Source organism: Methylobacterium sp. JK268 (assembly GCF_054052225.1).
Genome location: NZ_JBSVZN010000007.1, coordinates 121,320 through 145,201 on the forward strand (window position 1 = coordinate 121,320; position 23,882 = coordinate 145,201).

Annotated in this window: 21 protein-coding genes; 15 read left to right on the plus strand and 6 right to left on the minus strand. The window is 73.2% G+C overall.

Annotated elements, in window-relative coordinates; translation table 11 throughout:
- Nucleotides 1-4: 4 nt before the first annotated feature.
- The 8 genes from ACW9J6_RS09245 to ACW9J6_RS09280 all read left to right on the plus strand — a co-directional run bounded on the left by ACW9J6_RS09245 (nt 5) and on the right by ACW9J6_RS09280 (nt 10,741).
- A complete protein-coding gene (locus ACW9J6_RS09245) occupies nt 5-2,965 on the plus strand; it encodes a xanthine dehydrogenase family protein molybdopterin-binding subunit (RefSeq protein ID WP_457116168.1) in 2,961 nt (986 codons plus the stop codon).
- Nucleotides 2,962-3,801 (plus strand): FAD binding domain-containing protein, encoded by an 840-nt coding sequence (locus ACW9J6_RS09250; protein ID WP_457116169.1) that lies wholly within the window; start codon nt 2,962-2,964, stop codon nt 3,799-3,801. Before ACW9J6_RS09245 ends, ACW9J6_RS09250 begins: the two co-directional genes overlap by 4 nt.
- The gene (locus ACW9J6_RS09255) at nt 3,789-4,313 is read left to right on the plus strand and encodes a (2Fe-2S)-binding protein (RefSeq protein WP_457116170.1); all 525 of its coding nucleotides are present in this window, start codon (nt 3,789-3,791) and stop codon (nt 4,311-4,313) included. Before ACW9J6_RS09250 ends, ACW9J6_RS09255 begins: the two co-directional genes overlap by 13 nt.
- Nucleotides 4,306-5,856, plus strand: coding sequence for an AMP-binding protein (locus tag ACW9J6_RS09260; protein ID WP_457116171.1), 1,551 nt, complete (start codon nt 4,306-4,308; stop codon nt 5,854-5,856). Before ACW9J6_RS09255 ends, ACW9J6_RS09260 begins: the two co-directional genes overlap by 8 nt.
- 31 nt (nt 5,857-5,887) lie before the next feature.
- The gene (locus ACW9J6_RS09265; protein ID WP_457116172.1) at nt 5,888-6,682 is read left to right on the plus strand and encodes an enoyl-CoA hydratase/isomerase family protein; all 795 of its coding nucleotides are present in this window, start codon (nt 5,888-5,890) and stop codon (nt 6,680-6,682) included.
- 108 nt (nt 6,683-6,790) lie between these two features.
- Nucleotides 6,791-8,140 carry an MFS transporter gene (locus ACW9J6_RS09270; protein ID WP_457116173.1) on the plus strand — a complete coding sequence of 450 codons (1,350 nt, stop codon included), beginning with the start codon at nt 6,791-6,793 and terminating at the stop codon, nt 8,138-8,140.
- A gap of 175 nt (nt 8,141-8,315) precedes the next feature.
- Nucleotides 8,316-9,521, plus strand: a complete 1,206-nt coding sequence (locus ACW9J6_RS09275) for an ABC transporter substrate-binding protein (protein WP_457116174.1) — start codon at nt 8,316-8,318, stop codon at nt 9,519-9,521.
- Entirely contained in the window at nt 9,518-10,741 is a 1,224-nt protein-coding gene (locus ACW9J6_RS09280; RefSeq protein ID WP_457116175.1) for a cytochrome P450, read from the plus strand. The genes ACW9J6_RS09275 and ACW9J6_RS09280 overlap by 4 nt, the downstream gene beginning before the upstream one ends.
- A 41-nt stretch (nt 10,742-10,782) precedes the next feature.
- Here ACW9J6_RS09280 and ACW9J6_RS09285 read toward each other — a convergent pair whose 3' ends face one another.
- The 6 genes from ACW9J6_RS09285 to madL form a co-directional block, all read right to left on the minus strand.
- A complete protein-coding gene (locus tag ACW9J6_RS09285) occupies nt 10,783-11,916 on the minus strand; it encodes an acyl-CoA dehydrogenase family protein (protein WP_457116176.1) in 1,134 nt (377 codons plus the stop codon).
- Between the two features lie 66 nt (nt 11,917-11,982).
- Nucleotides 11,983-12,744, minus strand: coding sequence for an SDR family NAD(P)-dependent oxidoreductase (locus ACW9J6_RS09290; protein ID WP_457116177.1), 762 nt, complete (start codon nt 12,742-12,744; stop codon nt 11,983-11,985).
- A gap of 129 nt (nt 12,745-12,873) precedes the next feature.
- The gene (gene katE / locus ACW9J6_RS09295; protein WP_457116178.1) at nt 12,874-14,988 is read right to left on the minus strand and encodes a catalase; all 2,115 of its coding nucleotides are present in this window, start codon (nt 14,986-14,988) and stop codon (nt 12,874-12,876) included.
- A gap of 98 nt (nt 14,989-15,086) precedes the next feature.
- Nucleotides 15,087-15,755 (minus strand): GntR family transcriptional regulator, encoded by a 669-nt coding sequence (locus ACW9J6_RS09300; protein WP_457116179.1) that lies wholly within the window; start codon nt 15,753-15,755, stop codon nt 15,087-15,089.
- A gap of 37 nt (nt 15,756-15,792) precedes the next feature.
- Nucleotides 15,793-16,557 carry a malonate transporter subunit MadM gene (gene madM, locus ACW9J6_RS09305; protein ID WP_457116180.1) on the minus strand — a complete coding sequence of 255 codons (765 nt, stop codon included), beginning with the start codon at nt 16,555-16,557 and terminating at the stop codon, nt 15,793-15,795.
- A gap of 5 nt (nt 16,558-16,562) precedes the next feature.
- Nucleotides 16,563-17,009, minus strand: a complete 447-nt coding sequence (madL, locus tag ACW9J6_RS09310; protein WP_457116181.1) for a malonate transporter subunit MadL — start codon at nt 17,007-17,009, stop codon at nt 16,563-16,565.
- Nucleotides 17,010-17,253: 244 nt separating this feature from the next.
- Here madL and mdcA point away from each other — a divergent pair, with 244 nt between their 5' ends.
- The 7 genes from mdcA to ACW9J6_RS09345 all read left to right on the plus strand — a co-directional run bounded on the left by mdcA (nt 17,254) and on the right by ACW9J6_RS09345 (nt 23,551).
- Entirely contained in the window at nt 17,254-18,900 is a 1,647-nt protein-coding gene (mdcA, locus tag ACW9J6_RS09315) for a malonate decarboxylase subunit alpha (protein WP_457116182.1), read from the plus strand.
- A 42-nt stretch (nt 18,901-18,942) separates the two neighbouring features.
- Complete coding sequence (gene mdcC, locus ACW9J6_RS09320; protein WP_457116183.1) at nt 18,943-19,251, plus strand: malonate decarboxylase acyl carrier protein; 309 nt, start codon at nt 18,943-18,945, stop codon at nt 19,249-19,251.
- Nucleotide 19,252: 1 nt separating this feature from the next.
- The gene (locus tag ACW9J6_RS09325) at nt 19,253-20,173 is read left to right on the plus strand and encodes a biotin-independent malonate decarboxylase subunit beta (RefSeq protein WP_457116184.1); all 921 of its coding nucleotides are present in this window, start codon (nt 19,253-19,255) and stop codon (nt 20,171-20,173) included.
- Nucleotides 20,160-20,876, plus strand: coding sequence for a biotin-independent malonate decarboxylase subunit gamma (mdcE, locus tag ACW9J6_RS09330; RefSeq protein ID WP_457116185.1), 717 nt, complete (start codon nt 20,160-20,162; stop codon nt 20,874-20,876). Before ACW9J6_RS09325 ends, mdcE begins: the two co-directional genes overlap by 14 nt.
- Nucleotides 20,869-21,528, plus strand: coding sequence for a malonate decarboxylase holo-[acyl-carrier-protein] synthase (gene mdcG, locus ACW9J6_RS09335; protein WP_457116186.1), 660 nt, complete (start codon nt 20,869-20,871; stop codon nt 21,526-21,528). The genes mdcE and mdcG overlap by 8 nt, the downstream gene beginning before the upstream one ends.
- A 299-nt stretch (nt 21,529-21,827) precedes the next feature.
- Nucleotides 21,828-22,631: a triphosphoribosyl-dephospho-CoA synthase MdcB gene (mdcB, locus tag ACW9J6_RS09340; RefSeq protein WP_457116296.1), complete on the plus strand. Its 804-nt coding sequence runs from the start codon at nt 21,828-21,830 to the stop codon at nt 22,629-22,631.
- On the plus strand, nt 22,628-23,551 hold the full coding sequence (locus ACW9J6_RS09345; RefSeq protein ID WP_457116187.1) for an acyl transferase: 924 nt from the start codon (nt 22,628-22,630) through the stop codon (nt 23,549-23,551). Before mdcB ends, ACW9J6_RS09345 begins: the two co-directional genes overlap by 4 nt.
- Nucleotides 23,552-23,882: the final 331 nt, after the last annotated feature.

Sequence of the window (23,882 nt, forward strand, 5' to 3'; positions counted from 1 at the left end):
GGCATTGGGCATCGAGCAACGCCGCTTCGTCGGGCAGTCGGTCGAGCGCGTCGAGGACGCGGCTCTCCTGTCGGGACACGGCCGCTACATCGACGATCTCGGGCACAGGCCGGGCACGCTGCACGCGGCGATCCTGCGCTCGCCCCACGCGCACGCGGACATCCTGGACATCGACACCGCTCCCGCCCTGGCGCTGCCCGGCATCGCGGCGGTGCTCACCGGCCGCGACCTCCTCGACATCACCGGGGCGCTCGTGCCGGCCCTGCGCGCCGCGGTCGACGCGCGGGCGATGGCGGTGGACCGGGTGCGCTACGTCGGCGAGCCCGTCGCGGTGGTGCTGGCGGAGGACCGCTACCTCGCCGAGGACGGCTGCGACCGGATCGAGGTCGCGTACCGGGTCCGCCCCGTGGTGATCGATCCGCTGGCGGCGCTCGGGGCGGACGCTCCGGTGCTGCATGACGGGGTGGGCTCCAACCTCGTGAGCGACCGCTCCTTCCGGTACGGCGATCCCGAGACGGCCTTCGCGCAGGCCCCGCACCGGCTCTCCGTCACGACCCGCTATCCGCGCAACACCGGAGCGCCGATGGAGACCTACGGGGTCCTCGCCGCCTACGACCCGACCGAGGATTCCTACGACCTGCTCGCCAATTTCCAGGGGCCGTTCAGCATCCACGCGGTGGTGGCCCGCGCGCTGAAGGTGCCGGGCAACCGCCTGCGCCTGCGCACGCCGCCCGATTCCGGCGGCAGCTTCGGGGTCAAGCAGGGCGTCGCGCCCTACGCGGTGCTGATCGCCGCCGCCGCCCGCAAGGTCGGGCGCCCGGTCAAGTGGATCGAGGACCGGCTGGAACACCTCGCAGCCTCGGTCTCGGCGACGAACCGCGTCACCACGCTCGCCGCCGCCTTCGACGGCGAGGGGCGGATCGAGGCCCTCGACTGGGACCAGGTGGAGGATTGCGGCGCCTATCTGCGCGCCCCCGAACCCGCCACCCTCTACCGGATGCATGGCAACATGACCGGCGCCTACGCGATCCGGCACGTGCGCATCCGCAACCGGGTGGTGGTGACGAACAAGACGCCGACCGGGCTGGTGCGCGGCTTCGGCGGACCGCAGGTCTACTACCCGCTCGAACGCCTCGTGCAGCGGATCGCGGTCACGCTCGGGCTCGACCCGCTCGACGTGATCCACCGGAACCTGATCCCGGCGGAGGCCTTCCCGTATCGCACCGCGACCGGGGCGCTCTACGATTCGGGAGATTACCAGCGCGCCCTCGCCGAGGCGGTCCGCGACGGCGGCCTCGATGTCCTGCGCCGCCGCCGGGAGGCGGCCCGGGCGGAGGGGCGGCTCTACGGCATCGGCTTCACCGCCGCGGTCGAGCCCAGCGTCTCGAACATGGGCTACATCACCACCGTCCTGACGGCCGCCGAGCGGGCCAAGGCCGGGCCGAAGAACGGCGCGCAATCCACCGCCACCATCACGCTCGATCCGGTCGGGTCGGTGACCGTGCAGGTCGCCTCGGTCCCCCAGGGCCAGGGCCACCGCACGGTGCTGGCCCAGGTCGTGGCGGACGTGCTCGGCCTCTCGCTCGATCAGGTCCGGGTGACGGCGGATCTCGACACCGCCAAGGACGCGTGGTCGATCGCCTCGGGCAACTACGCGAGCCGCTTCGCCGCCGCGGTGGCGGGGGTGGCGCATCAGGCCGCCCTGCGGCTGCGCGATCGGCTCGCGGCGGTCGCCGCCGCGCAGCTGAACGTGCGGGCGGACGACCTCGTCTTCGCGGGCGGCCGCGTCGCCTCGCGCACCAACCCGGATGCCGCCCTGCCCTTCGCGCGGGTCGCCGCGACGAGCCACTGGTCGCCGGGCCTCGTGCCCGACGCGGTCGGCGCCGTCATCCGCGAGACGGCGTTCTGGACGCCGCCGGAACTGACCGCGCCCGACGAGGCCGACGCGATCAACTCCTCCCTCTGCCACGGCTTCATCTTCGATTTCTGCGGCGTCGAGGTCGATCCGGACACCGGCAAGCTGCGGATCGACCGCTACGTCTCGATGCACGACTGCGGCCGGATCCTGCATCCCGGCATGGTCGAGGGGCAGGTGCGCGGGGGCTTCGCGCAGGCGCTCGGCGCGGCGGTCTACGAGGAACTCGCCTACGGCGAGGACGGGGCCTTCCTGTCCGGCACCTTCGCGGATTACCTGCTTCCGACCGCGACCGAGATCCCCGACCTCAGGGTCATGCACGTCGAGAGCCCCTCGCCCCTCACCCCGCTCGGGGCCAAGGGCGTCGGCGAGGGCAACTGCATGTCGACGCCGGTCTGCCTCGCCAACGCGGTGGCGGACGCCCTCGCGCTGGACGCCATCGACCTGCCGCTCACGCCCGCGAAGCTCGCCGCGCTGGCCGCCCGCGGCGAGGAGCCCGCCCCACCCGCGGGCCGCGCGGCGCCCGCGGCGGCGCGGCCCGGCGACCGGACCCTGCGCGGCGAGGGCGAGGCCCGGGTGGCCGCGCGGCCCGAGGCGGTCTGGGCGATGCTGCTCGACGCCGACCTCCTCGCCTCCGTGATCCCGGGCGCACACGCGGTGCGCAAGCTCTCCGACACGCATTTTCGGGCGGATGTGACGCTGGGCGTCGGGCCCGTGAAGGGCCGCTACAAGGCCGACATCACCCTCTCGGACCTCGATCCCGGGCGGGCCGCGACGCTGTCGGGCCGCGTGACCGGAGCCCTCGGCGATGGCGGCGGCGCGGGGCGGATCACCCTGACGCCGGACGGCCGCGGCGGCACCCGCATCGGCTACGTCTACGAGGCCTCGGTCGGCGGCAAGGTCGCGGCGGTGGGCGGCCGGCTCCTCGACGGCGCCGCGCGGGTGATCATCGGCGGCTTCTTCGCGGCCCTCGCCCGCCGGGCCGGCGGCGGGGCACCGGCACCGGGCCTGTGGCGCCGCCTCCTCACCGCGCTCGGGGTCTCGGCATGAAGCCCGCCCGCTTCGACTACCTGCGCGCCGACAGCCTCGACGAGGCGCTCGATGCCCTCGCGCGGGCGGGCGGCGAGGCCCGCGTGCTCGCGGGCGGCCAGTCGCTGCTGCCGATGCTGAACATGCGCCTGACGAAGCCGGGGCTGCTCGTCGACGTGATGCGGATCGAGGCCCTGCGGGAGCCCCGGCGCGTCGACGGCGCCTTGGTGATCCCCGCGGGCACGCGCCAGGCGGACCTCCTCGCCCGGCCCGGCCTCGCCGAGGAGCTGCCGCTCCTGGCTTCCGCCCTGCCCTGGGTCGGCCACGCGCAGACGCGGGCGCGCGGCACGCTGTGCGGCTCCGTCGCGCACGCCGACCCGAGCGCCGAGATCCCGCTCTGCCTCGTGGCGCTGCGGGGCGCGGTGCATCTGCGCTCGCGCAAGGCGGCGCGGCGCGTCCCGGCTGAGGCGTTCTTCCTCGGCACGATGGTCACCGACCGCGCCGACGACGAACTCGTCGAGGCCATCAGCCTGAAACGGCCCGCGCCGGGAACCGGCACCGCCTTCGCGGAGGTCGGGCGCCGCCACGGCGACTTCGCCATCGTGGCCTGCGCGGCGGTGGTGGACGCGACGGGCATGCGGCTCGCCGTGGGCGGCGTCGCCGACCGCCCGACCGCCCGCGACTGGCCCCTCCTCGACGGGGCAGCCCTCGACGACGCGCTCAACGCCTTCGCGTGGGATCTCGGCGCGGGCGACGACGTCCACGCCACCGCCCGCTACCGCCGCGACCTCGTGCGCCGTCTCGGGCGCCGGGTTCTGGACCAAGCCCACAAGGAGGCCCGTCGATGCCGAGGCTAGAGGCGGATCGCCGCCACCCCGTCGCCTTCACGCTCAACGGGGCTCCGGCCCGGGTCGAGGTCGAGCCGCGCACGCTGCTCACCGACGCGCTGCGCCACGGCCTCGGCCTGACCGGGACCCATGTCGGGTGCGAGCACGGCGTCTGCGGCGCCTGCACGGTGGCGATCGACGGGATGCCGGCCCGCGCCTGCCTGACCCTCGCCGTCGCGGTGGAGGGCTGCGCGGTGCGCACCGTCGAGGCGCTGGCGCCGGAGCCCGGCCGGCTCGGCGTGCTCCAGGAGGCCTTCCGGCGCCGGCACGCCCTGCAATGCGGCTTCTGCACCGCCGGCATCCTGATGTCCCTCGACACCTACCTGCGCCGGCACCCGCACGCGACCCGCCAGGACCTCACCGCGGTGATCGGCGGGCATCTCTGCCGCTGCACGGGCTACGCCCCGATCATCGCGGCCGCGTGCGACGCCGCGGCGCGGCTGCGCGGCGAACCGAGCGAGGAGACCTCCGCCCATGCTTGACCTCGGCACCAGCTTCCTGGCGAGCGTCTCGCGCGACCCCCGGGCCCTCGCCATCGTGGATGGCGAGACGCGGCTCACCTACGAGCAGTGGTACCGGGTGATCTCCGCGGTGGTCGCGGGCTTCGACGCGCTCGGCCTCAGGCCGGGTGACCCGCTCGTCACGGTGCTGCAGAACCGCGTCGAGGCGGCGACGCTGCACTGGGCCTGCCAGTTCGCCGGGCTGATCCTCACGCCCGTCAACTGGCGCGCCAGCCCCGAGGAGATCGACTTCGCGGTCGAGAACGCGCAGGCCAAGGCCCTGGCCTACGAGGAGGCCTCGGCCGCGAGCGTGCGGGCGAGCGCCGCCGCGCGGGCCCTGCCGCGCCTCGTGGTCGGCCTGGAGCCCGCATCCGGCGAGACGCGCTACGCGGACCTCGCCGCCGCCGATTCGGTGCCCGTCGCGCCCCGTGCGGACGCCGAGGCGGTCTCGCTGATGCTCTACACTTCGGGCACCACGGCCAAGCCCAAGGGGGTGCCCCGCCGCCACCGCACGGAGCGGGCCGCGGCCCTCGCCCACGTGGCCCAGAACCTCTACCGGCGCGGGGAGCGGACGCTCGGGGTCATGCCGCTCTACCACACGATGGGGGTGCGCTCGCTGCTCGCCATGTCCCTCGTCGGAGGCACCTTCGTGTGCCTGCCCCGCTTCGACGTGGCGAGCGCCCTGCGCCTGATCGCGGCCGAGGGGGTGACGACCCTCTACCTCGTCCCGACCCTTTACCACGACCTCGTCCACCATCCGGACTTCGCCGCCACCGACACGTCCTGCGTGCGCAAGCTCGGCTTCGCGGGCGCGCCGATGACGGACGGGCTGCTCCGGCGCCTGACCGAGGCCTTCCGGCCGGAGCTGTTCGTCAACCACTACGGGTCCTCGGAGGTCTACACCTTCACGATCGACCAGGACGCGACGCGCAAGCCCGGCTCCGCGGGCCGGGCCGGGCTCAACACCATGGTGCGGATCGTGCCGCTGGGCGCGACCGAGCCGGACGCGGTGGCGCGCCCCGGCGAGGAGGGCGAGATCGCCGTGATCGCCAGCGGCGACGAGGCGTTCGAAGGCTATTGGCGCCGCCCGGAGGCCGACGCGAAGGCCTTCCGTCACGGCTGGTACTTCACCGGCGATACCGGCTTCATGGACGAGGACGGCGACGTCTTCGTCACCGGCCGCGTCGACGACATGATCATCACGGGCGGCGAGAACGTCTCGCCGGTCGAGATCGAGAGCTGCCTGTCCCTGCATCCGGCGGTGTCGGAAGTGGCCGTGGTCGGCCTGCCCGACGAGCGGTGGGGGAAGGTGGTCACCGCCTTCGTGACGCGCCGCGGGCCGGTGGAGGAGACGGCCCTCGACGCCCATTGCCGGGCGGCCGGCCTGCCGAGCCACAAGCGCCCGCGCCGCTACGTCTTCGTCACCGCGATCCCGAAATCCCCCGTCGGCAAGCTCCTCCGCCGCCAGCTCGTCGCCGGCGCCTACGAGGCCGAGCCCCAGGACGGCCCCTCGGCCGCCGCCTAACCCCCTTCCCCATCAGCGAGAAAGAGCCGCCATGACGACGCCCGATCCCCGCCTCACCGAACTCGACGGATTCCGGGTCGAAATCGATCCCGCCCGCGAGCGGGCCGACATCATCCTCGCCCGCCCGCCCATGAACGTGATCGCGATGCCCCAGCGCGACGAGATCCGCAGGGTGTTCGAGACACTCGACGAGGACGACCGCGTGCGCGTGATCGTGCTGCGTGCGGAGGGCGAGCACTTCTCCTCGGGCGGGTACATCAAGGGCTTCCTCGACGCCTCGCCCGAGCACGTCTCCAAGCTCGCCTGGAACATCGCGGCGCCCGCCCGCTGCACCAAGCCGGTGATCGCGGCGAACCGCGGCTACACCTTCGGGGTCGGCTTCGAGATCTCGCTCGCCTGCGATTTCCGGATCGTCTCGGAGACCTGTCAGTACGCCCTTCCCGAGCAGAAGCTCGGCCAGATCCCGGGCTCCGGCGGCTCCGCCCGCCTGCAGAAGATCGTCGGTATCACCCGCACCAAGGACATCGTGATGCGCTCCCGGCGCATCTCCGGCCTGCAGGCGCTCGACTGGGGCATCGCCACCGAATGCGTGCCGGACGGCGACCTCGAAGCGGCGGTCGACGCGCTGGTGGACGAGCTGCGCGCCTTCTCGCCGATCGCGCAGCGCACGGCGAAGAAGCTCCTGAACGACACCGAGGACGCGACCCTCTCGATCGCCATCGAACTCGAGGGCCATTGCTACAGCCGGCTGCGCCAGTCCGACGACTTCCGCGAGGGCGTCGAGGCCTTCCACGCCAAGCGCAAGCCGAGCTTCCGCGGCTCCTGAAGCCCCGACGATCCCGCCCCGGCCGGCGCCAAGACCGGCAGGGCGGCCTCCCCGCGCGGCCGGCACCGGCCGCGCGATCCCTGACGCTCGCCCGAAGGAGGAACCCCGATGAGTGCCGCCACCGCGATCCCGGCATCCGATCCCGCGCTCGCCAAGCCCACCCCCCGCCAGACCGCGACCGCCGCACTCGCGTCGCTGTTCGGCTGGAGCCTCGACCTCTTCGACCTCTTCATCCTGCTCTACGTGGCGCCCGTCATCGGCGCGCTGTTCTTCCCGGCCGACAAGCCGATGCTGTCGCTCGCGGGAGCCTACGCCTCCTTCGCCGTGACGCTGCTGATCCGGCCTCTCGGCTCGGCCCTGTTCGGCTCCTACGCCGACCGGCTCGGGCGCCGGCGCGCCCTGATGGCCGCGGTCATGGGGGTCGGCCTCTCCACGGCCGCCTTCGGGCTCCTGCCCACGGTGGATCAGGTCGGCTGGCTCGCCACCGCGATCTTCCTCGCGTTCCGGCTGATCCAGGGCATCTTCGTGGGCGGCGTGGTCGCGGCCTCGCACACGATCGGAACCGAATCCGTCCCCGAGCGCTGGCGCGGCCTGATGTCCGGGGCGGTGGGCGGCGGCGGCGCGGCGATCGGCGGCCTCCTGGCCTCGCTGATCTTCACCGTGGTCTCGCTGCTGGCGCCGGGCGAAGCCTTCGCGTCGTGGGGCTGGCGCGTGATGTTCCTCTCCGGCCTGCTGACCTCCGTGGTCGGCCTGTTCCTGTTCCGCAACCTGGAGGAATCGCCGATCTTCCGGCAGCTCCAGGCCGAGAAGGCGGCCCGCCGGGCCGGCGCTCCGGTGGTGGCCTCGCCCCTGCGCGCGCTCGTCTCGGCCGAGCATCGGCGCGCCTTCGTGATCGCGACCCTGGTGTCGTTCGGCGGCGGCGCAGCCTATTACCTCACCTTGGGCTACCTGCCGACGTTCCTCAAGCTCGTGAACGGCGTGCCGAACGCGACCGCCTCGGTCATGCTGGTGGGGGCCAACGTCGCGGCCGCCTTCGGGGCCTGTGCGAGCGGCGAGCTGAGCCAGCACATCGGGCGCAGGGCGAGCTTCCTGATCATGGGCGCCGTGCGGCTCGCCGCCTTCCCGGCCCTGTTCCTCGTCATGGCGCGGTCGTCGGACCCGGCCCTGCTCGCGGCCTGCGTCATGCTCATCGCCTTCATCGCCAATGCGAGTTACGGCCCGCTCCTGATCTTCCTCAACGAGACGTTCCCGACCGCGCTGCGGGCGACCGGCACCGGCCTGACCTGGAACGTCGGCTTCGCCCTCGGCGGCATGCTGCCGACGCTGGTGTCGCTCGCCGTCGACGGTCCGAGCCAGATCCCGATGATGCTCGCGATCTTCACCACCGCCGTCACCGCCGTGTACCTCGTCGGCGCCGTCCTCACCAAGGAGACCAGGGGCAATCTCGACCGCCGCTGAGGGGTGAGCGATCCGGCGAGAGGCGCCTCTCGCCGGATCGCGTTCACAGACGTGTCGACAGGGCACCGGGGCCGCGCGAACCGCTTGCCTTGCGGCGCGGGATCGGCTGTGACGGAGGAGGCCGCCGCACCCCGCCGGAAAGAGCGTGGGGGCCGGCCCGGGAGGATGCCCTGCGATGAACCGATCCGCCGCCGGCCTGTGGGCCGCCCTCGCGCTCTCACTCCTCGCCGGCCCCGCCGCCGCGCAGGTCTCGGACGACGTGGTCCGCATCGGGGTGCTCACCGACCTCTCGGGTCCCTACGCCGACAGCGGCGGGCGCGGCTCGGTCATCGCGGCCGAGATGGCCGCCGCGGATGCGGGCGGCCGGGTGCTGGGAAAGCCGGTCGAGATCGTCTCGGCCGACCACCAGAACAAGCCCGACGTGGCGTCGAGCATCGCCCGGCGCTGGTACGACGTCGACAAGGTCGACGCGATCGTCGACCTGCCGGTCACGGCCATCGCGCTCGCCGTCCAGGCCGTGTCGAAGGAGAAGAACCGCACCGTGATGATCACGGCGGCGGCGACCTCCGACCTCACGGCCAAGACCTGCTCGCCCGTCTCCTCCCACTGGACCGACGACACCCACGCGCTCACCGCCGGCACCGCGCGGGCGGTGTTCGAGCGCGGCGGCAAGTCCTGGTACTTCATCACCGTCGACCACGCCTTCGGGCACGCGCTCCAGAAGGAGGCCACGACCGTCGTCGAGGCGCTCGGCGGCAAGGTTCTGGGCACCTCGCGCCACCCGATCGGCACCGCCGACTACTCGTCCTTCCTGCTCCAGGCCCAGTCCTCGGGCGCCGACGTGGTCGCCTTCGCCAGCGTCGGCGACGATTTCACCAAGGCGATCAAGCAGGCGAACGAGTTCGGCCTGACGCAGGGATCCCAGACCCTCACGGGCTTCCTCGTCTACATCACCGACATCAAGGGGCTCGGGCTGCCGGTCGCGCACGGCCTGACCTTCTCCTCCGCCTTCTACTGGGACCAGAGCGAGTCCTCCCGCGCCTTCGCCAAGCGCTTCCAGGACAAGACCGGCGCGATGCCGACCAAGAACCACGCGCTGATCTACGCCGCGGTGACGCATTACCTGAAGGCGATCGGGCAGGCCGGCACGGACGAGGCGGTGGCGGTCAACAAGGCGATGCGGGCGACGCCGGTCGCCTTCTTCGGCCGCCCCGCGACCCTGCGGGCCGACGGGCGGCTCCTCTACGATCCCGTGCTCTACCGGGTGAAGGCGGAGGGCGAGAGCCGGAATCCCTGGGACCTCTACGAGGCGGTGCGCGCGATCCCGCAGGGCGAGGCCTTCCTGCCCATGAACCCCGCCTGCGCCGGGCCGAACGGGTGAGCGCCGGAGAGGCCGCGCAGGCCCGCGCCTTCGACCTCCGGCGCCTGCCGGAGGGGTTCGTCGAGGACCCCTACCCCGTCTACGCGGCCCTGCGCCGCCACGCGCCGGTCCACGTCTTCGCGGAGGGGCAGGTGCTTCTCACCCGCTACGCGGACCTGGAGCGGGTCTACAAGGACGCCGCCACGTTCCGGTCGGACAAGGTGGTGGAGTTCGGGGCCAAGTTCGGGCCCTCGCCCCTCTACGACCACCACACGGCGAGCCTCGTCTTCAACGACCCGCCGCGCCACACCCGCGTCCGCCGGATCATCGCGGGCGCCCTGACGCCGCGGGCGATCGCCTCGATGGAGGCCGGCATCGTGGCGCTCGTCGACGGGCTCCTCGACGCCGCGGAGGCGCGCGGCCGCATCGACCTGATCGAGGATTTCGCCGCCGCGATCCCCGTCGAGGTGATCGGCAACCTCCTCGGCGTGCCCCGCGCCGAGCGGGGGCCGCTCCGGGCATGGTCGCTCGCCATCCTGGGTGCGCTGGAGCCGGTCCTCGACGCCGCCACGGTGGCGGCCGGCAACCGGGCCGTGACCGAGTTCCGGGACTATCTGGAGCGGCTCGTCGCCGAGCGGCGCCGCCGTCCGGGCGATCCCGAGAAGGACATCCTGACCCGGCTGATCCAGGGCGAGGTCGAGGGGGAGCGGCTCTCGCCGGAGGAGTTGCTGCAGAACTGCATCTTCATCCTCAATGCCGGCCACGAGACCACCACCAACCTGATCGGCAACGGGCTGCACCTGCTGACGCAATGGCCGCAGGCGCGCGCCCGGCTCCTCGCCGAGCCGGCGCTGCTGCGCCAGGGGGTCGAGGAGATGCTGCGCTTCGAGAGTTCGAACCAGCTCGGCAACCGCGTCGCCGCCGAGCCCTTCGCGCTGGGCGGGCGCGATTTCCCGGCGGGCACGCAGATCACGCTCGGGATCGGGGCGGCGAACCGCGATCCCGACCAGTTCCCCGATCCCGACCGGTTCGACGTCGCCCGCGAGCCGAACCGCCACCTCGCCTTCGCGAGCGGCATCCACCAATGCGTCGGCATGAATGTCGCCCGGCTGGAGGGCCGGATCGCCGTCGGGCGCTTCCTGGCGCGGTTCCCGACCTACGACCTGGACGGTCCGCCGATCCGCTCGCGGCGGGTGCGCTTCCGGGGCTTCGTCCGGCTGCCGACGCGGCTCCGGGCCTGATCCGCCCCTGATCCGGTGGCGGCGTTTCTCGCGCCCGGCGGTCAGCCGCCCGCCAGCGCCCGCCCGATCACGATCCGCTGGACGTCGCTCGTGCCCTCGTAGATCTGGCAGACCCGCACGTCCCGGTAGATCTGCTCGACGCCGTAATCCGCGAGGTAGCCGTAGCCGCCGTGGATCTGGATCGCGTCCGAACAGACCTTCTCCGCCATCTCGGACGCGAAGAGCTTGGCCATCGCTGCCTCCTTCAGGCAGGGCTGGCCGGCATCCCGCAGCCGCGCCGCGTGGAGCACGAGCAGGCGCGCCGCCTCGATCTGCGTCGCCATGTCGGCGAGGCGGAAGGAGACCGCCTGGTGGCCGATGATCTTCGATCCGAAGGTCTCGCGCTCACCCGCGTAGCGCAAAGCCGCCTCGAAGGCCGCCCGCGCCATGCCGACCGCCTGCGCGGCGATGCCGATCCGGCCGCCCTCCAGGTTGGCGAGCGCGATGCGAAGCCCCTGCCCCTCCTCGCCGAGCATCAGGTCCGGCGTGAGCTCCATCTCGTCGAAGTGGATCTGGGCGGTGTCCGAGCAGCGCTGGCCGAGCTTGTGCTCGATCGTCCCGACCCGGTAGCCGGGCGTCGTCGTCGGCACGAGGAAGGCCGAGATGCCCCGCTTGCCGGCCGCCGGATCCGTCACCGCGAAGACGATCGCCACATCGGCGTTCCTGCCCGAGGTAATGAACTGCTTGGTGCCGCTCAGGACCCAGCCGTTGCCGGCGCGGCGCGCCCGCGTCTTGAGGGCGGCCGGGTCGGAGCCGGCACCCGGCTCGGTGAGGCAGAAGGCGGCCAGCCTCTCGCCGCGCGCGAGCGGCCGCAGGAAGCGCTGCTTCTGGTCCTCGCTGCCGAAGCGGAGGATCGGCATGCAGCCGACCGAGTTGTGCACGCTCATGATGGTCGAGACCGCGCCGTCGCCCGCCGCGATCTCCTCGATGGCGAGCGCGTAGGCGACGTGGTCGACGCCGGCCCCCTCGTACGCTTCCGGCACCAGCATGCCCATGAAGCCGAGCCGGCCCATCTCGGCGAGCGCCTCGCGCGGGAACTGCGCGGTGCGGTCCCACTCGGCCGAGCGGGGCCTGAGGCGCTCCTGCGCGAAGCTCCGCGCGGTGTCGCGGATCGCGGCCTGTTCGTCGGTCAGCATCGCGCCCTCACCTCTCCCGTCCGTCATGTCCCGTCCGTCATGTCCCATCCGTCATGGGCCCCGGCCTCATTTGGCCTGCATCCGCAGCGCGCCGTCGAGGCGGATGACCTCGCCGTTGAGCATCGGGTTGTCGAGGATCGCCAGGACGAGGCGGGCGTATTCCTCCGGCTTGCCCAGCCGCGGCGGGAACGGCACGGCAGCACCCAGCGAATCCTGCACCTCCTGGGGCAGGCCCTTGAGCATCGGGGTCTCGAACAGGCCGGGCGCGATGGCGCAGACCCGGATGCCGGCAGGCGCGAATTCGCGCGCGGCCGGGAGCGTCAGCCCGACGACGCCCGCCTTCGAGGAGGCATAGGCCGCCTGCCCGATCTGCCCCTCGTAGGCGGCGATCGAGGCGGTCGAGACGATCACGCCGCGCTCGCCCCCCTCCAGCGGGTCGAGGGTGAGCGCGCCCGCCGCCACGAGGCGCATCAGGTTGAAGGTGCCGATCAGGTTGATGCCGATCACCCGCGCGTAGGCGTCGAGGGCGAGCGGGCCGTCGCGGCCGACGATCTTGCCGGCGGTGGCGACGCCCGCGCAGTTGACGAGGATGCGCGCAGGCCCGTGCGCCGCCGCCGCGCGGGCGACCGCCGCCTCGGCGCTCGCCGCGTCGGCGACGTCGCAGGCGATGCCGATGCCGCCGATCTCCGCGGCGACGGCGGCGGCCGCGTCCCCGTTCAGATCGAGGAGAGCGACCCGGGCGCCGCGCCCGGCGAGCGCCCTGGCGGTCGCGGCTCCCAGGCCCGATCCGCCCCCGGTGACGATCGCGGCCTGCCCGTCTGCTCTCATCGATGCCCCTCCTCCTCGGCCCCGCGTCGATCGTTGCGACGCATGGGTCGGTCACCCCGCATCCGCGGGGCTCCGTCGGGGCCGTGATAGCATGAGAGGAGCGGGCGACCGAAGCCGCCCCGCCCTGCGTCAGACCGCCTGGACCTCCGCCTCCCGCGGCCAATAGCGGAGGGATGCGCAGGCGGTGAGGAAGCCCGCGACGTCCTTCGGGCCGCTTAGCGGGATGCAGCCCTCGTCCGGCGCGCTCAGGCCGGCCTTGTCGAAGAGGGGCTTGGCCGTCGGCGCGAAGGCGATGAACTTCGCGTGCGCGTAGGCGTCGCTGACGAAGTCGCGGGCGGTCGCCTCCCGGGCGAGCAGCGCCGCGCCCTCCGCGGAGGGCAACAGAGCCACGGCGTCGTAGAGCACGGACGGGCCGCCATTCACCTTCTGCTGCGCCGGATGGTGGCTCCCGTCGCTCGCCGTGACGCCCCCGATCGCCGGCGCCACGAGTTCGAGCATCGCCCCGGCCGCCTCGACCGCCTCGCGCAGGGCGGCGAGCAGGGCGGCATCGACCCCGTCCGTGACCAGCGCGCCGACCTTGCGGCCAGTGAACGCCTTCGGCCCGTTCAGCAGGATCGACAGGGCCGGCGAGGGCGGCAGGTCCGTCACCACCGGCCGCGCCGGCGGGGCGGCGGGCGGCAGCGCGCCGAGACCCAGCCCCTCCGCCACGGCCGTCGCCAGTTCCTCGTCGACGTTGCGCAGGTGCGAGACCATCCGGGCGCGGATCGCCGGCGTCTCGACCTTGCTCAGCTCGAATACGAAGGCGTTGCGGATATGCGTGCGCTCGGTCGGGGTCTGGCTGAGATAGAACTGCCGGGCCTGGCTGTAATGGTCGGCGAAGAGCTCCGCCCGCAGGCGGCGCTTTGGCCCGGCCTCCTCGATCGGGGCGCTACGGAAGCCCGTCTCGCGGCATTCGCGCGGGCCGCCGGCCTCGCCCCAGGAATTCGGCTCGTAATTGGCCCGGCCTCGCGGGTTGCGCATCGCCATGTGGCCGTCCTGCTGGAAGTTGCGGACCTCCACCTTTGGGGCATTGACCGGGATGTGGGTGAAGTTCGGCCCGCCGAGCCGCTTCAGCTGCGTGTCCAGGTAGGAGAAGTTGCGGCCCTGCAGCAGCGGGTCGTTGGTGAAATCGATGCCCGGCACGATGTTCTGCGTGCAGAAGGCGACCTGTTCGGTCTCGGCGAAGAAGTTGTCGACATTGCGGTCGAGGACCAGGCGCCCGACCGTGCGGATCGGGACCAGCTCCTCGGGGATGATCTTGGTCGCGTCGAGTACGTCGAACGGGAACTGGTCCGCGAAGGCGTCGTCGAAGAGCTGCAGCCCGAGCTCCCATTCCGGGTAGTCGCCGGCCTCGATCGCGTTCCAGAGGTCGCGGCGGTGGAAGTCGGGATCGGCCCCGTTGAGCTTGACGGCCTCGTTCCAGACCACCGATTGCAGCCCGAGCTTCGGCTTCCAGTGGAACTTGACGAAGGTCGAGCGCCCCTCGGCGTTGACGAGCCGGAAGGTGTGGACGCCGAACCCCTCCATGAAGCGGAAGGAGCGCGGCAGCGTGCGGTCGGACATGATCCACAGGGCCATGTGCGTGGCCTCGGGACTGAGCGAGATGAAGTCCCAGAAATTGTCGTGCGCGGTCTGGGCCTGCGGGAAGCCGCGGTCGGGCTCCTGCTTGGCGGCGTGGACGAGGTCCGGGAACTTGATGGCGTCCTGGATGAAGAAGACCGGGATGTTGTTGCCGACGAGGTCCCAGTTGCCCTGCCTCGTGTAGAACTTCACCGCGAAGCCGCGCACGTCGCGGGCGACGTCCGGCGAGCCCTTGTTCCCGGCGACCGTGGAGAAGCGCAGGAACACCGGCGTGCGCTCGCCCTTGCGCTGGAACAGGTCGGCCGAGGTGAGGTCGGCCAGGGAGTCGGTGGTCTCGAAGGTGCCGTGCGCGCCGAAGCCGCGCGCATGCACGACGCGCTCGGGGATGCGCTCGTGGTCGAAGTGGAAGATCTTCTCGCGGAAGTGGAAATCCTCGAGGAGCGTCGGGCCCCGCGGCCCGACCTTCAGGGAGTTCTGGTCGTCCGAGACCGGAACGCCCTGCTGGGTGGTCAGGACGGGGATCGGCCCGCCCGCGACCTGGTGTGTCTCGCCGCCTGCGCCGCGCAGGATCGTGGCGTCTCCGAGGGCGACCGTGTCGAGGTCGTCGGGCGAGGCTGGGCTCATCGCGGTCTCCACTTTCGCCGCCAACCCCCCGGGAGTACCGACCGTTCCTTCCCCCAACGTCGTCGACCCGAGATATCGGCCGCCCGCCGCCGCCGCGCTCACGCGCCGGCATGCTCGGCGACGTAGCGGCCCAGCGCGCTCGCGGCGTTGAGCATGTGGGCGCGCATCCGCCGGGCCGCAGCCTCGCCGTCGCCCTCGGCGATGGCGCGCAGGATCTCGCCGTGCTCGGCCCGCGAGCGGTGGATGCGGCTGCCGTGGCGCAGCTGCGTGCGGCGGAAGGCCGAGAGGCGGCCGCGGATCGCCAGCGCCTGCTCGGCCATGAAGCCGTTATGGGTCGCCCGGTAGAGCGCCTCGTGGAAGGCGCGGTTGAGGGCGTCGTAGGCATCGTGGTCCTGCGCGGCGGCCGGGGCCTCGGACTGGTCGTGCAGGTCCATGAGCGCGCTCAGTTCGAGCGGCGTGATCCGGTAGGTGGCGAGCCGCACGCAGAGCGCCTCGACCTCCGCGGAGGTCTCGAACATCTCCATGATGCGCTCGGGCGTCATGCGGGTCACCACCACCCCGCGCCGCGGCCGCACCTCCACGAGGCCGCTCGAGGCCAGCTGCCGCAGCGCCTCCCGGACGGGGGTCCGTGAGGCGCCGAAGCGGTCCGCGAGGTCCTGCTCGTCGAGGGCGACGCCGGCGGCGAGCGCCCCGGAGGCGATCTCGTCCGTCAGCGCGTTGCGGATCTGGTCGGAGAGCAGGCCCCGTCCCGCGTCGCTCGCGTCCATCGGACGAACCCTCCCGCGCGGCCCAGTCCCGGCCGCCTCAGCCCACCAGGGCCCGCACGATCAGGAAGAACAGCGACGGGCCGACCAGGCACCCGATGCCGGTGTGGAAGGTCGCCGTCAACGCCCCGTAGGGCACCAGCCGCGGGTCGGTGGCGGCGAGCCCCCCCGCGACCCCGCTCACCGTGCCCATCAGCCCGCCATAGGCCATCGCCGAGCGCGGGTTGTCGAGGCCGATCAGCCGCGCCACCAGGGGCGTGCCCACCATCACCATCACGGCCTTGGTAACGCCGGTGGCGATCGAGAGCGCCATCACGGTCGAATCTGCGCCGAGGGCCGCGCCCGTGACCGGCCCGACGATGTACGTGATGGCGCCCGCGCCGATCGTGGTGACCGACACCGCGTCGTGGTAGCCGAAGGCGAGTGCGGTGAGCGTGCCGACGATGAAGGGCAGCACGGTGCCGAGCGCCAGGGCGACGATGCCGAGGATCCCGGCCCGGCGCGCCTCGATCACGTCGACCTCGAAGGCGGTGGCGACGATGGCGAAGTCGCGCAGCATCGCCCCGCCCATCAGGCCGATGCCGGCGAAGGCCGGGATGTCGGCGAGCCCGCGCTTGCCCCCGGTGACGACCCCGCCGGCATAGGCCAGCACGAGGCCGAGCACGATGGCGATGGCCGAGCCGTGAACGCGGCCCCGGGTCAGGCGTTTGCCGATCAGGTTCGACACCAGCATCAGCCCGCCGACGACCGCGAAGGCCGCGACCAGGCTCTGCTCGACGAAGACGTGTTCGATCATGTGCAGCATGGCGCCTACCTCCGGGTCGCGGCGGGAACGGGAGCCTCGTCGGTGTCGCCGCCGATGACCGAGCCGCCATGCGCGACCTCGGGGCTGCTCTCCGCCGAGCGGCCGCCGAGCCGCCCGAGCAGGGCGGTGGCCGCGAAGCACAGCAGCACGCTGCCGACCGAGGCGATGAGCACGATCGGGCCGCCGCTCAGGGCCGCCACCACGTTCTGCTGCGCGGCCATCGCCACCACGATCGGGATGTACATGGTGGCCCAGAACTCGACGCCGAGCTTGGTGCCGTGGCCGAGGCGGCCGTGACGGATGAGCCAGATCCGGGCGGCGATGAGCAGCATCATGGCGAGGCCGACGCCGCCGACATTGGCCTTCACGCCGAGCACGCTCCCGAGCAGGTCGCCCAGGAACACGCCCACGAGGGTGCAGAGCGCGAGCAGCGCCACGCCGAGGATGGTCATCGGCCGCCTCCCCGTCGCGCCCTGGACGGTCCGCGCGCCGGGCCCCGCCCGGTCTTCCCGTATGCACCCGTCATGGGGCGTCTCCTCCTGCGTCCGCGTTCTCGCGGTTGACCGGATTATGTATGCACACTCTTGACGAGTACGCAATACAGAATACAAAGATGCGAAATCTCCATGGCCGGGAATACGCGAAACCGGCAAGACCGGGCGGTGCGCATACGCGGTGCGCGGCAGGGAGCGGCGGATGAGTGATTGGCGTCAGGAACGGGCGGCCCGCGACGCGCGGATCGAGGCGGGCCGCGCCCACGCCGCCGGCAAGGTCGTGGCCGCGGAGCGAGCGGTCGACCTGCTCGAGGCGATCCTGCGGCCCGGCGACCGGGTCTGCCTGGAGGGCGACAACCAGAAGCAGGCCGATTGCCTCGCCCGCGCGCTGAGCGCCTGCGACCCTGGCCGGGTGCACGACCTGCACATGGTCCAGTCCGGCATCGTGCTGCCGGAGCACCTCGACATCTTCGAGCAGGGGATCGCCCGGCGGCTCGACTACTCCTATTCGGGGCCGCAGGGGGCGCGCATCGCGCGGATGCTCTACGGCGGGCAGATCGCGCTCGGCGCGGTGCACACCTACCTGGAGCTGTTCGCCCGCTACTTCGTCGACCTGACGCCGAACGTGGCGCTGATCGCGGGCGTCTCGGCGGACCGGGACGGCAACCTCTACACGGGGCCGAACACCGAGGACACGCCGACCGTGGTGGAGGCCACCGCCTTCAAGAACGGCGTCGTGGTGGCGCAGGTGAACCAGATCGTCGACCGCGTGCCCCGCGTCGACATCCCGGGCGACCGGGTCGACTTCGTGGTCGAGGCGGACAGGCCCTTCTACGTCGAGCCGCTCTTCACCCGCGACCCGGCGGCGATGACCGAGACCCAGATCCTGATGGCCATGATGGCGATCAAGGGGATCTACGCGGAATACGGCATCCGCCGGCTCAACCACGGCATCGGCTTCGGGACGGCGGCGATCGAGTTGCTGCTGCCCACCTACGCCGAGCGCCTCGGCCTCAAGGGCAAGATCGCCACCCACTGGGCGCTCAACCCGCACCCGACCCTGATCCCGGCGATCGAGTCGGGGTGGGTCCGCCAAGTCCATTGCTTCGGCTCGGAGGTCGGCATGGACCGCTACATCCGCGAGCGGCCGGACATCTTCTTCACCGGGGCCGATGGCTCGCTCCGCTCGAACCGGGCCTTCTGCCAGACCGCCGGCCTCTACGCCTGCGACCTGTTCATCGGCTCGACCCTGCAGATCGACCTGATGGGCCATTCCTCGACGGTGACCCAGTCGCGGGTGGCGGGGTTCGGCGGAGCGCCCAACATGGGCTCGGACCCGCACGGGCGCCGCCACCCCTCCGACACCTGGATGAAGGCCGGGCGGGAGGCGCAGGTGACGGGCGATCCGGCGCTGATGCGCGGGCGCAAGCTGGTGGTGCAGATCGTCGAGACCTTCGGCGACAAGCTCGTCCCGGCCTTCGTGGAGAAACTCGACGCCCTCGAACTGGCGAGAACGCTCGGGCTCGAACTCGCCCCCGTGATGGTCTACGCCGACGACGTCACCCACATCGTCACCGAGGAGGGCATCGCCAACCTCCTCCTGTGCCGCACGCCCGACGAGCGCGAGCAGGCGATCCGCGGGGTGGCGGGCTACACCGAGATCGGCCGCAAGCGCGACCGGGCCATGGTCGAGTCCCTGCGCGAGCGGGGCATCGTGCGCCGCCCGGAGGATCTCGGCATCGAACCCCTCGATGCCGACCGCTCGCTGCTCGCGGCGCGGTCGATCAAGGACCTCGTGCACTGGTCGGGCGGGCTCTACGAGCCGCCGGCCAAGTTCCGCAACTGGTGAGTTCCGCAACTGGTGAGTTCCGCAACGGGTGAGGCCGCCGCCATGGAAAAGCTGAGCTTCCGACACACCACCCGCGCGGCGCTCGCCGGCACCCGCGCGCAGGCGATCACCGGGGTGGTCGCCTCGGGCAACCTCGAAGTGCTGCTGGAGCGGGCGCTGCCCGCCACCGCCTGCACGGTCGAGATCGAGACGCCGATCCGCGGCTACGGCGACGTCTGGGAGGCCGTGGTGGCGGATTTCGTCGCCCGCGCGCAGCCCGGCGGGATCCGCATCACCGTCAACGACGGCGGCGCGCGCCCCGACACCGTGTCTCTGCGCCTCCTTCAGGGCGCCCGGCTGATGGAGGCGTGACGTGAGCGAGCGGATCACCGACCCTTCCTCCGCCAGCTGGTACGAGGCGAGCGCCCGCGCCCGGCTCGACGGCCTTCTCGACCCCGGCAGCTTCCGCGAGATCATCGGGCCCGAGCAGCGCCGGATGAGCCCGCACCTGCCGCTCTTCGACCTGCCGCGGGCCTTCGACGACGGGATGATCGTCGGCGCGGGCCGCCTCGACGGCGCGCCCGTCCTCGCCGCCGCCCAGGAGGGCCGCTTCATGGGCGGCGCCTTCGGGGAGGTGCACGGGGCCAAGCTCGTGGGCCTGCTCCGCGCCGCCCTGGCGCACAGGCCCGCGGCCGTGCTGATCCTGTTCGACACCGGCGGCGTGCGCCTGCAGGAGGCCAATGCCGGCGAGACCGCCATCGCCGAGGTGATGCGGGCGATCACGGAGGTGCGCGCGGCGGGCGTGCCGGTGATCGGGCTGATCGGCGGCCGGGCCGGCGCCTATGGCGGCGGCGGGCTCATTGCCGGCACCTGCTCGCGGCTCGCCGTCTCGGAGGGCGGGCGCATCAGCGTCTCGGGGCCGGAGGTGATCGAGACCAACAAGGGCGCGGAGGAGTTCGATTCCCGCGACCGGGCCCTGGTCTGGCGGACCATGGGCGGCAAGCACCGGCGCCTCGTCGGCGGCGCGGATGCCTTCGTGGACGACAGCGTCGCGGCGTTCCGGCGGGCGGCGCTGGCGCTGATCGCCGACAGCCCCGCCTTCGACCTCGCGACGCTGGAGGCCGAGCAGGCGCGGCTGGAGGCCCGCCTCGCGCGCTTCGGGGATTGCCGGGACGCCACCGAGATCTGGGCCCGGCTCGGGGTCAACGATCCGGCCGCGGTCCCGGGCCTCGCGACCGCCGATTTCGACGCCCTGCTGGAGAGCCTCGGAGAGATCGCCCATGACGCTCGCTGAGATCCTGTCCTCGCTCTTCCCCGAGGGCCACGACGTGACGGTGGCGGACGGGCTCGTCGCAGGGGACGGGCCGTTCCGGGGCGGGCGCCTCGCGGTGATCGGCATCGACGGCGACACGGCGCTCGGCGTCGAGGGCGCCTGCCGGCTCGCCGGCCATGTCCTCGACGTGGTGCGCCGGGGCGGCGGCACGCCGATCCTGGTGGTGGTCGATTCCGACAGCCAGCGGATGAGCCGGCGCGACGAACTCCTCGGCCTCAACGAGTATCTCGCCCATCTCGCCAAGACGCTGCTGCTCGCCGATGCCTCCGGCCACCCGACGGTCGGGCTGATCTACGGCCACTCGGCGGCCGGCGCCTTCATCGCGACGGCGCTGGCGACCCGGGTGCTGGTCGGGCTGCCGGGGGCCAATCCGAGCGTGATGGACCTGCCCTCCGTCGCGCGGGTGACGAAGCTGCCCCTCGACACACTGGAGGCGATGGCCAAGGACACGCCGGTCTTCGCGCCCGGCCTCGACAACATGGTGCAGACCGGGGCGGTCCGGGCCGTGCTCGATCCGGCGCGCCCACTCGGGCCCCAGGTCGCGGCCCTGATCGACGACCTGCCGGCGGCGGACGACCGCGACCGGCTCGGGCACCAGCGCGGCGGCCGCCCGGTCGCCGCCGAGATCGCCGCGCAGGTGGTGCGGGACGCGCGCCTTGGCTGAGTGCTTGCGGCGCCACGACCTCCTCGCCGTGGCGCCGGAGGCCTGGGAGACGGTGCTCGCCGGGCGGCCGGACCTCGCGGGCGTGCCCCACCTCGCCGCCTGGGCGGCGGAAGGCCGGCCGGTGATCGTCCGCCGCGCGCATCCGGACGAGGATCCCGGGCCGGTGCCGGTCGGCCTGCCGCTGCCGCCGCGCGACGGCAAGCGGCGGATCGGGCTCGGGCTGCCGCCGGGGGGCGTGCGGAGGCGGGCGCCCGTGACCCTCGCGGAGGCCGCGGGGGCGTGCCCGGAGGAATGGCGGCCGACCGTCGCGGAGATCGGCGACCTCGCGGCGCGCCACGCGTTGGTGCCGCACCTGTTCGGGAGCCTGCTCTGGCAGGTGCTGACCGGCCTGCCCTACCTCGCGGCAGGGTCCGACCTCGACCTGCTCTGGCCCGTTCCGGGTGCGGTTCCGCCCGGCCTCCTCGACGGGATCGCGGCCATCGACGCCAGGGCGCCGATGCGCCTCGACGGCGAGATCCTGCTCGCGGATGGCGGCGGCGCGAACTGGCGCGAACTGCACGCCGCCGCGCCCGGCGACACCGTCCTCGTCAAGCACCGCGACCGGATCGCGCTCTGCGCCGCATCCGCGATCCTCGCCGGAGAGGCCGCATGACGTCGTCGCCGATCCTCGACGAGCCCGGAACTCCCACCCCACCCTCCCCCCTCTGCGGGGGAGGGTGCCCTGCGGAGCAGGGCGGGAGAGGGGAACCACGCTTCAGGATTTGGCTGAATCGCGGTGCAGGGCGCCACCTGGATCAGCGTCGCGCTGCCCCTCTCGGCGGGACTTCGTCCCGCTGCGCTCACTTCGTTCGCCACCCTCCCCCGCAGAGGGGGGAGGGTTCGCCCCGCCGCGCGATCCATGACCTCCCCGACAGGCTGGCGGCCGCGGAAGCGGCTCAGCCTCGGGAACGCATCCGGGCCATCGCCACCATCGCCACCCTCTGCCTCCACCTCGAACTCGACACCTACCCGAAGCCCGGCCTCGTGAGCCACGTCGATTCCGGCAGCCACGCGGACATGGACGCGGCGACCTTCCGGGCCAGCGCCGCCGCCATCGCGCCCTTCCTGGCCGACCTCGCGGAGGCCGGGGCGGCGGGCGCGCCGATGCCGGCCCTGCGGCGCATCGGTCTCGCCGCGGAGGTCGCCATGCGCGAGGCGACGGGCGGCGTGAACACCCACCGGGGCGCCATCTTCGGGCTCGGGCTGCTCTGCGCGGCGGCTGGGGCCGTCCCGGATCCGAGGCCGGGCGCCCTCGGGAGTCTCGTCCGGGAGCGCTACGGCGCGGCGATCCTCGACGGCCCGGTGCTTCTCCACGCGCCGGGCGCGCGGGCGCGGCGACGCCACAGGGTCGGTGGGGCGCCGGCCGAGGCGGCGGCGGGCTTCCCGTCGCTCTACCGGGTCGGCCTCCCGGCCCTGCGCCGGGCGCGCGCCCGGCGGCCCGGGGATCCGGAGGCGGCCCGCGTCGAGGCCTGCCTCGCGCTCATCGCGGATCTGGAGGACACGAACCTGCTGCACCGGGGCGGGGCCGAGGGCTACGCCTTCGCTCGGGAAGCCGCCGCGCGATTCATCGCGGAGGGCGGCGTGGCGCGGGACGATTGGCGGTCGCGCGCCGGGGCGCTGCACCGCGCCTTCGTGGCCCGCAACCTCAGCCCCGGCGGCGCGGCCGACCTCCTCGCCATGACCCTGTTCGTCGACCGGATCGAGGGCGCGCGGTGACGCTCGCCGTCCTGCTCTCCGGCCAGGGCGGTCAGCATCCCGGGATGTTCGCGCTGACGGCCGAGCGGCCGGCCGCCCAGCCGATCTTCGCCACCGCCGCGCGCCTCCTCGGGCGCGACCCGCGCGACCTCGCCCGAGAGGGCGGCGAGGCCCTGCACGAGAACCGCACCGGCCAGATCCTGTGCTGCGTGGCCGCACTCGTGGGCTGGACGATCGTCGCCGAGGCGCGCCCGGCCCGCGTCGTCGTGGCGGGCTACAGCATCGGCGACCTCGCGGCCTGGGGCTGCGCCGGCCGGCTCGCCCCGGAGGCGGTCCTGCGGCTCGCCGCGGCCCGGGCCGAGGCCATGGACGCCGCCTGCCCCCCCGGCTTCGGCCTCGCCGGGATCCGCGGCCTGCCCTTGGCGGCGATCGAGGTCCTGGCCGCGCGGCACGGCGCCCACCTCGCCATCCGCAACGCACCCGACAGCGCGGTGGTCGGCGGCGCGGCTCCGAACCTGGAGGCGCTCTGCGCCGATTCCCTGGCGTCGGGTGCGGCGCGGGCCGTGGTGCTGCCGGTGCGGACCCCCTCGCACACGCCGCGCCTCGCCCGCGCCAGCGAGACCTTCGCGGCCCGTCTGGCGGCGGAGACACCGCTCCGCCTGCCTCCGGGGGCGCCGCGGCTGATCAGCGGCCTCGACGGTGCGCCGATCTTCGACGCCCGGGCCGGATTCGACAAACTGGCGCGCCAGATCTCGCGGACGATCGACTGGGCCGCCTGCCTCGACGCCTGTCGCGAGGCCGGGGCCGACACGGTCCTGGAACTCGGCCCGGGCCACGCCCTCGCCACCATGGCCCGGGACGCGATCCCGCAGGCGCGGATCCACGCCCTCGACGCCTTCCGCTCGACGGAGGGCGTGATCGCGTGGCTGAAAGGCCGGTGAGCGATCGGCGGTGCCCACCCGGAGCCGGTGCGACCGGCTGAGCGCGGACCGATCCGCCGCGGGCGCCTAGGACAACGCTCTCTTGCCGGCAGGAGGGACGGGCGGCGACCCGTCCGGGCGCCGGCGACGGTCGGGCAGACACCCTCCCCGGTGCGTGCGACCTATCCGGACGAGAGTCTTGTCGCCCGCACGACACGGCGGGATATGCCGGCCGGAAGCGCTCGGGCAGGCCTCGAAATCACTCGGCGCGCTGCCACGACCGGGACATGCGGCGGAGGCGTAGAGGCTTTCCTGCGTCAGACGATGACTGGGATGCGAGGAAGCGGCAGCC

Bases quoted from the DNA above. Each gene is read 5' to 3' on its own strand.
- ACW9J6_RS09255 (WP_457116170.1), top strand. From the start codon at position 3,789: ATGCCGAGGCTAGAGGCGGATCGCCGCCACCCCGTCGCCTTCACGCTC.
- mdcA (WP_457116182.1), top strand. From the start codon at position 17,254: ATGAGTGATTGGCGTCAGGAACGGGCGGCCCGCGACGCGCGGATCGAG.
- ACW9J6_RS09270 (WP_457116173.1), top strand. From the start codon at position 6,791: ATGAGTGCCGCCACCGCGATCCCGGCATCCGATCCCGCGCTCGCCAAG.
- mdcC (WP_457116183.1), top strand. From the start codon at position 18,943: ATGGAAAAGCTGAGCTTCCGACACACCACCCGCGCGGCGCTCGCCGGC.
- ACW9J6_RS09285 (WP_457116176.1), bottom strand. From the start codon at position 11,916: ATGCTGACCGACGAACAGGCCGCGATCCGCGACACCGCGCGGAGCTTC.
- madL (WP_457116181.1), bottom strand. From the start codon at position 17,009: ATGACCATCCTCGGCGTGGCGCTGCTCGCGCTCTGCACCCTCGTGGGC.
- ACW9J6_RS09265 (WP_457116172.1), top strand. From the start codon at position 5,888: ATGACGACGCCCGATCCCCGCCTCACCGAACTCGACGGATTCCGGGTC.
- mdcE (WP_457116185.1), top strand. From the start codon at position 20,160: ATGACGCTCGCTGAGATCCTGTCCTCGCTCTTCCCCGAGGGCCACGAC.
- katE (WP_457116178.1), bottom strand. From the start codon at position 14,988: ATGAGCCCAGCCTCGCCCGACGACCTCGACACGGTCGCCCTCGGAGAC.
- ACW9J6_RS09300 (WP_457116179.1), bottom strand. From the start codon at position 15,755: ATGGACGCGAGCGACGCGGGACGGGGCCTGCTCTCCGACCAGATCCGC.
- ACW9J6_RS09275 (WP_457116174.1), top strand. From the start codon at position 8,316: ATGAACCGATCCGCCGCCGGCCTGTGGGCCGCCCTCGCGCTCTCACTC.
- ACW9J6_RS09250 (WP_457116169.1), top strand. From the start codon at position 2,962: ATGAAGCCCGCCCGCTTCGACTACCTGCGCGCCGACAGCCTCGACGAG.
- ACW9J6_RS09290 (WP_457116177.1), bottom strand. From the start codon at position 12,744: ATGAGAGCAGACGGGCAGGCCGCGATCGTCACCGGGGGCGGATCGGGC.
- madM (WP_457116180.1), bottom strand. From the start codon at position 16,557: ATGCTGCACATGATCGAACACGTCTTCGTCGAGCAGAGCCTGGTCGCG.
- ACW9J6_RS09260 (WP_457116171.1), top strand. From the start codon at position 4,306: ATGCTTGACCTCGGCACCAGCTTCCTGGCGAGCGTCTCGCGCGACCCC.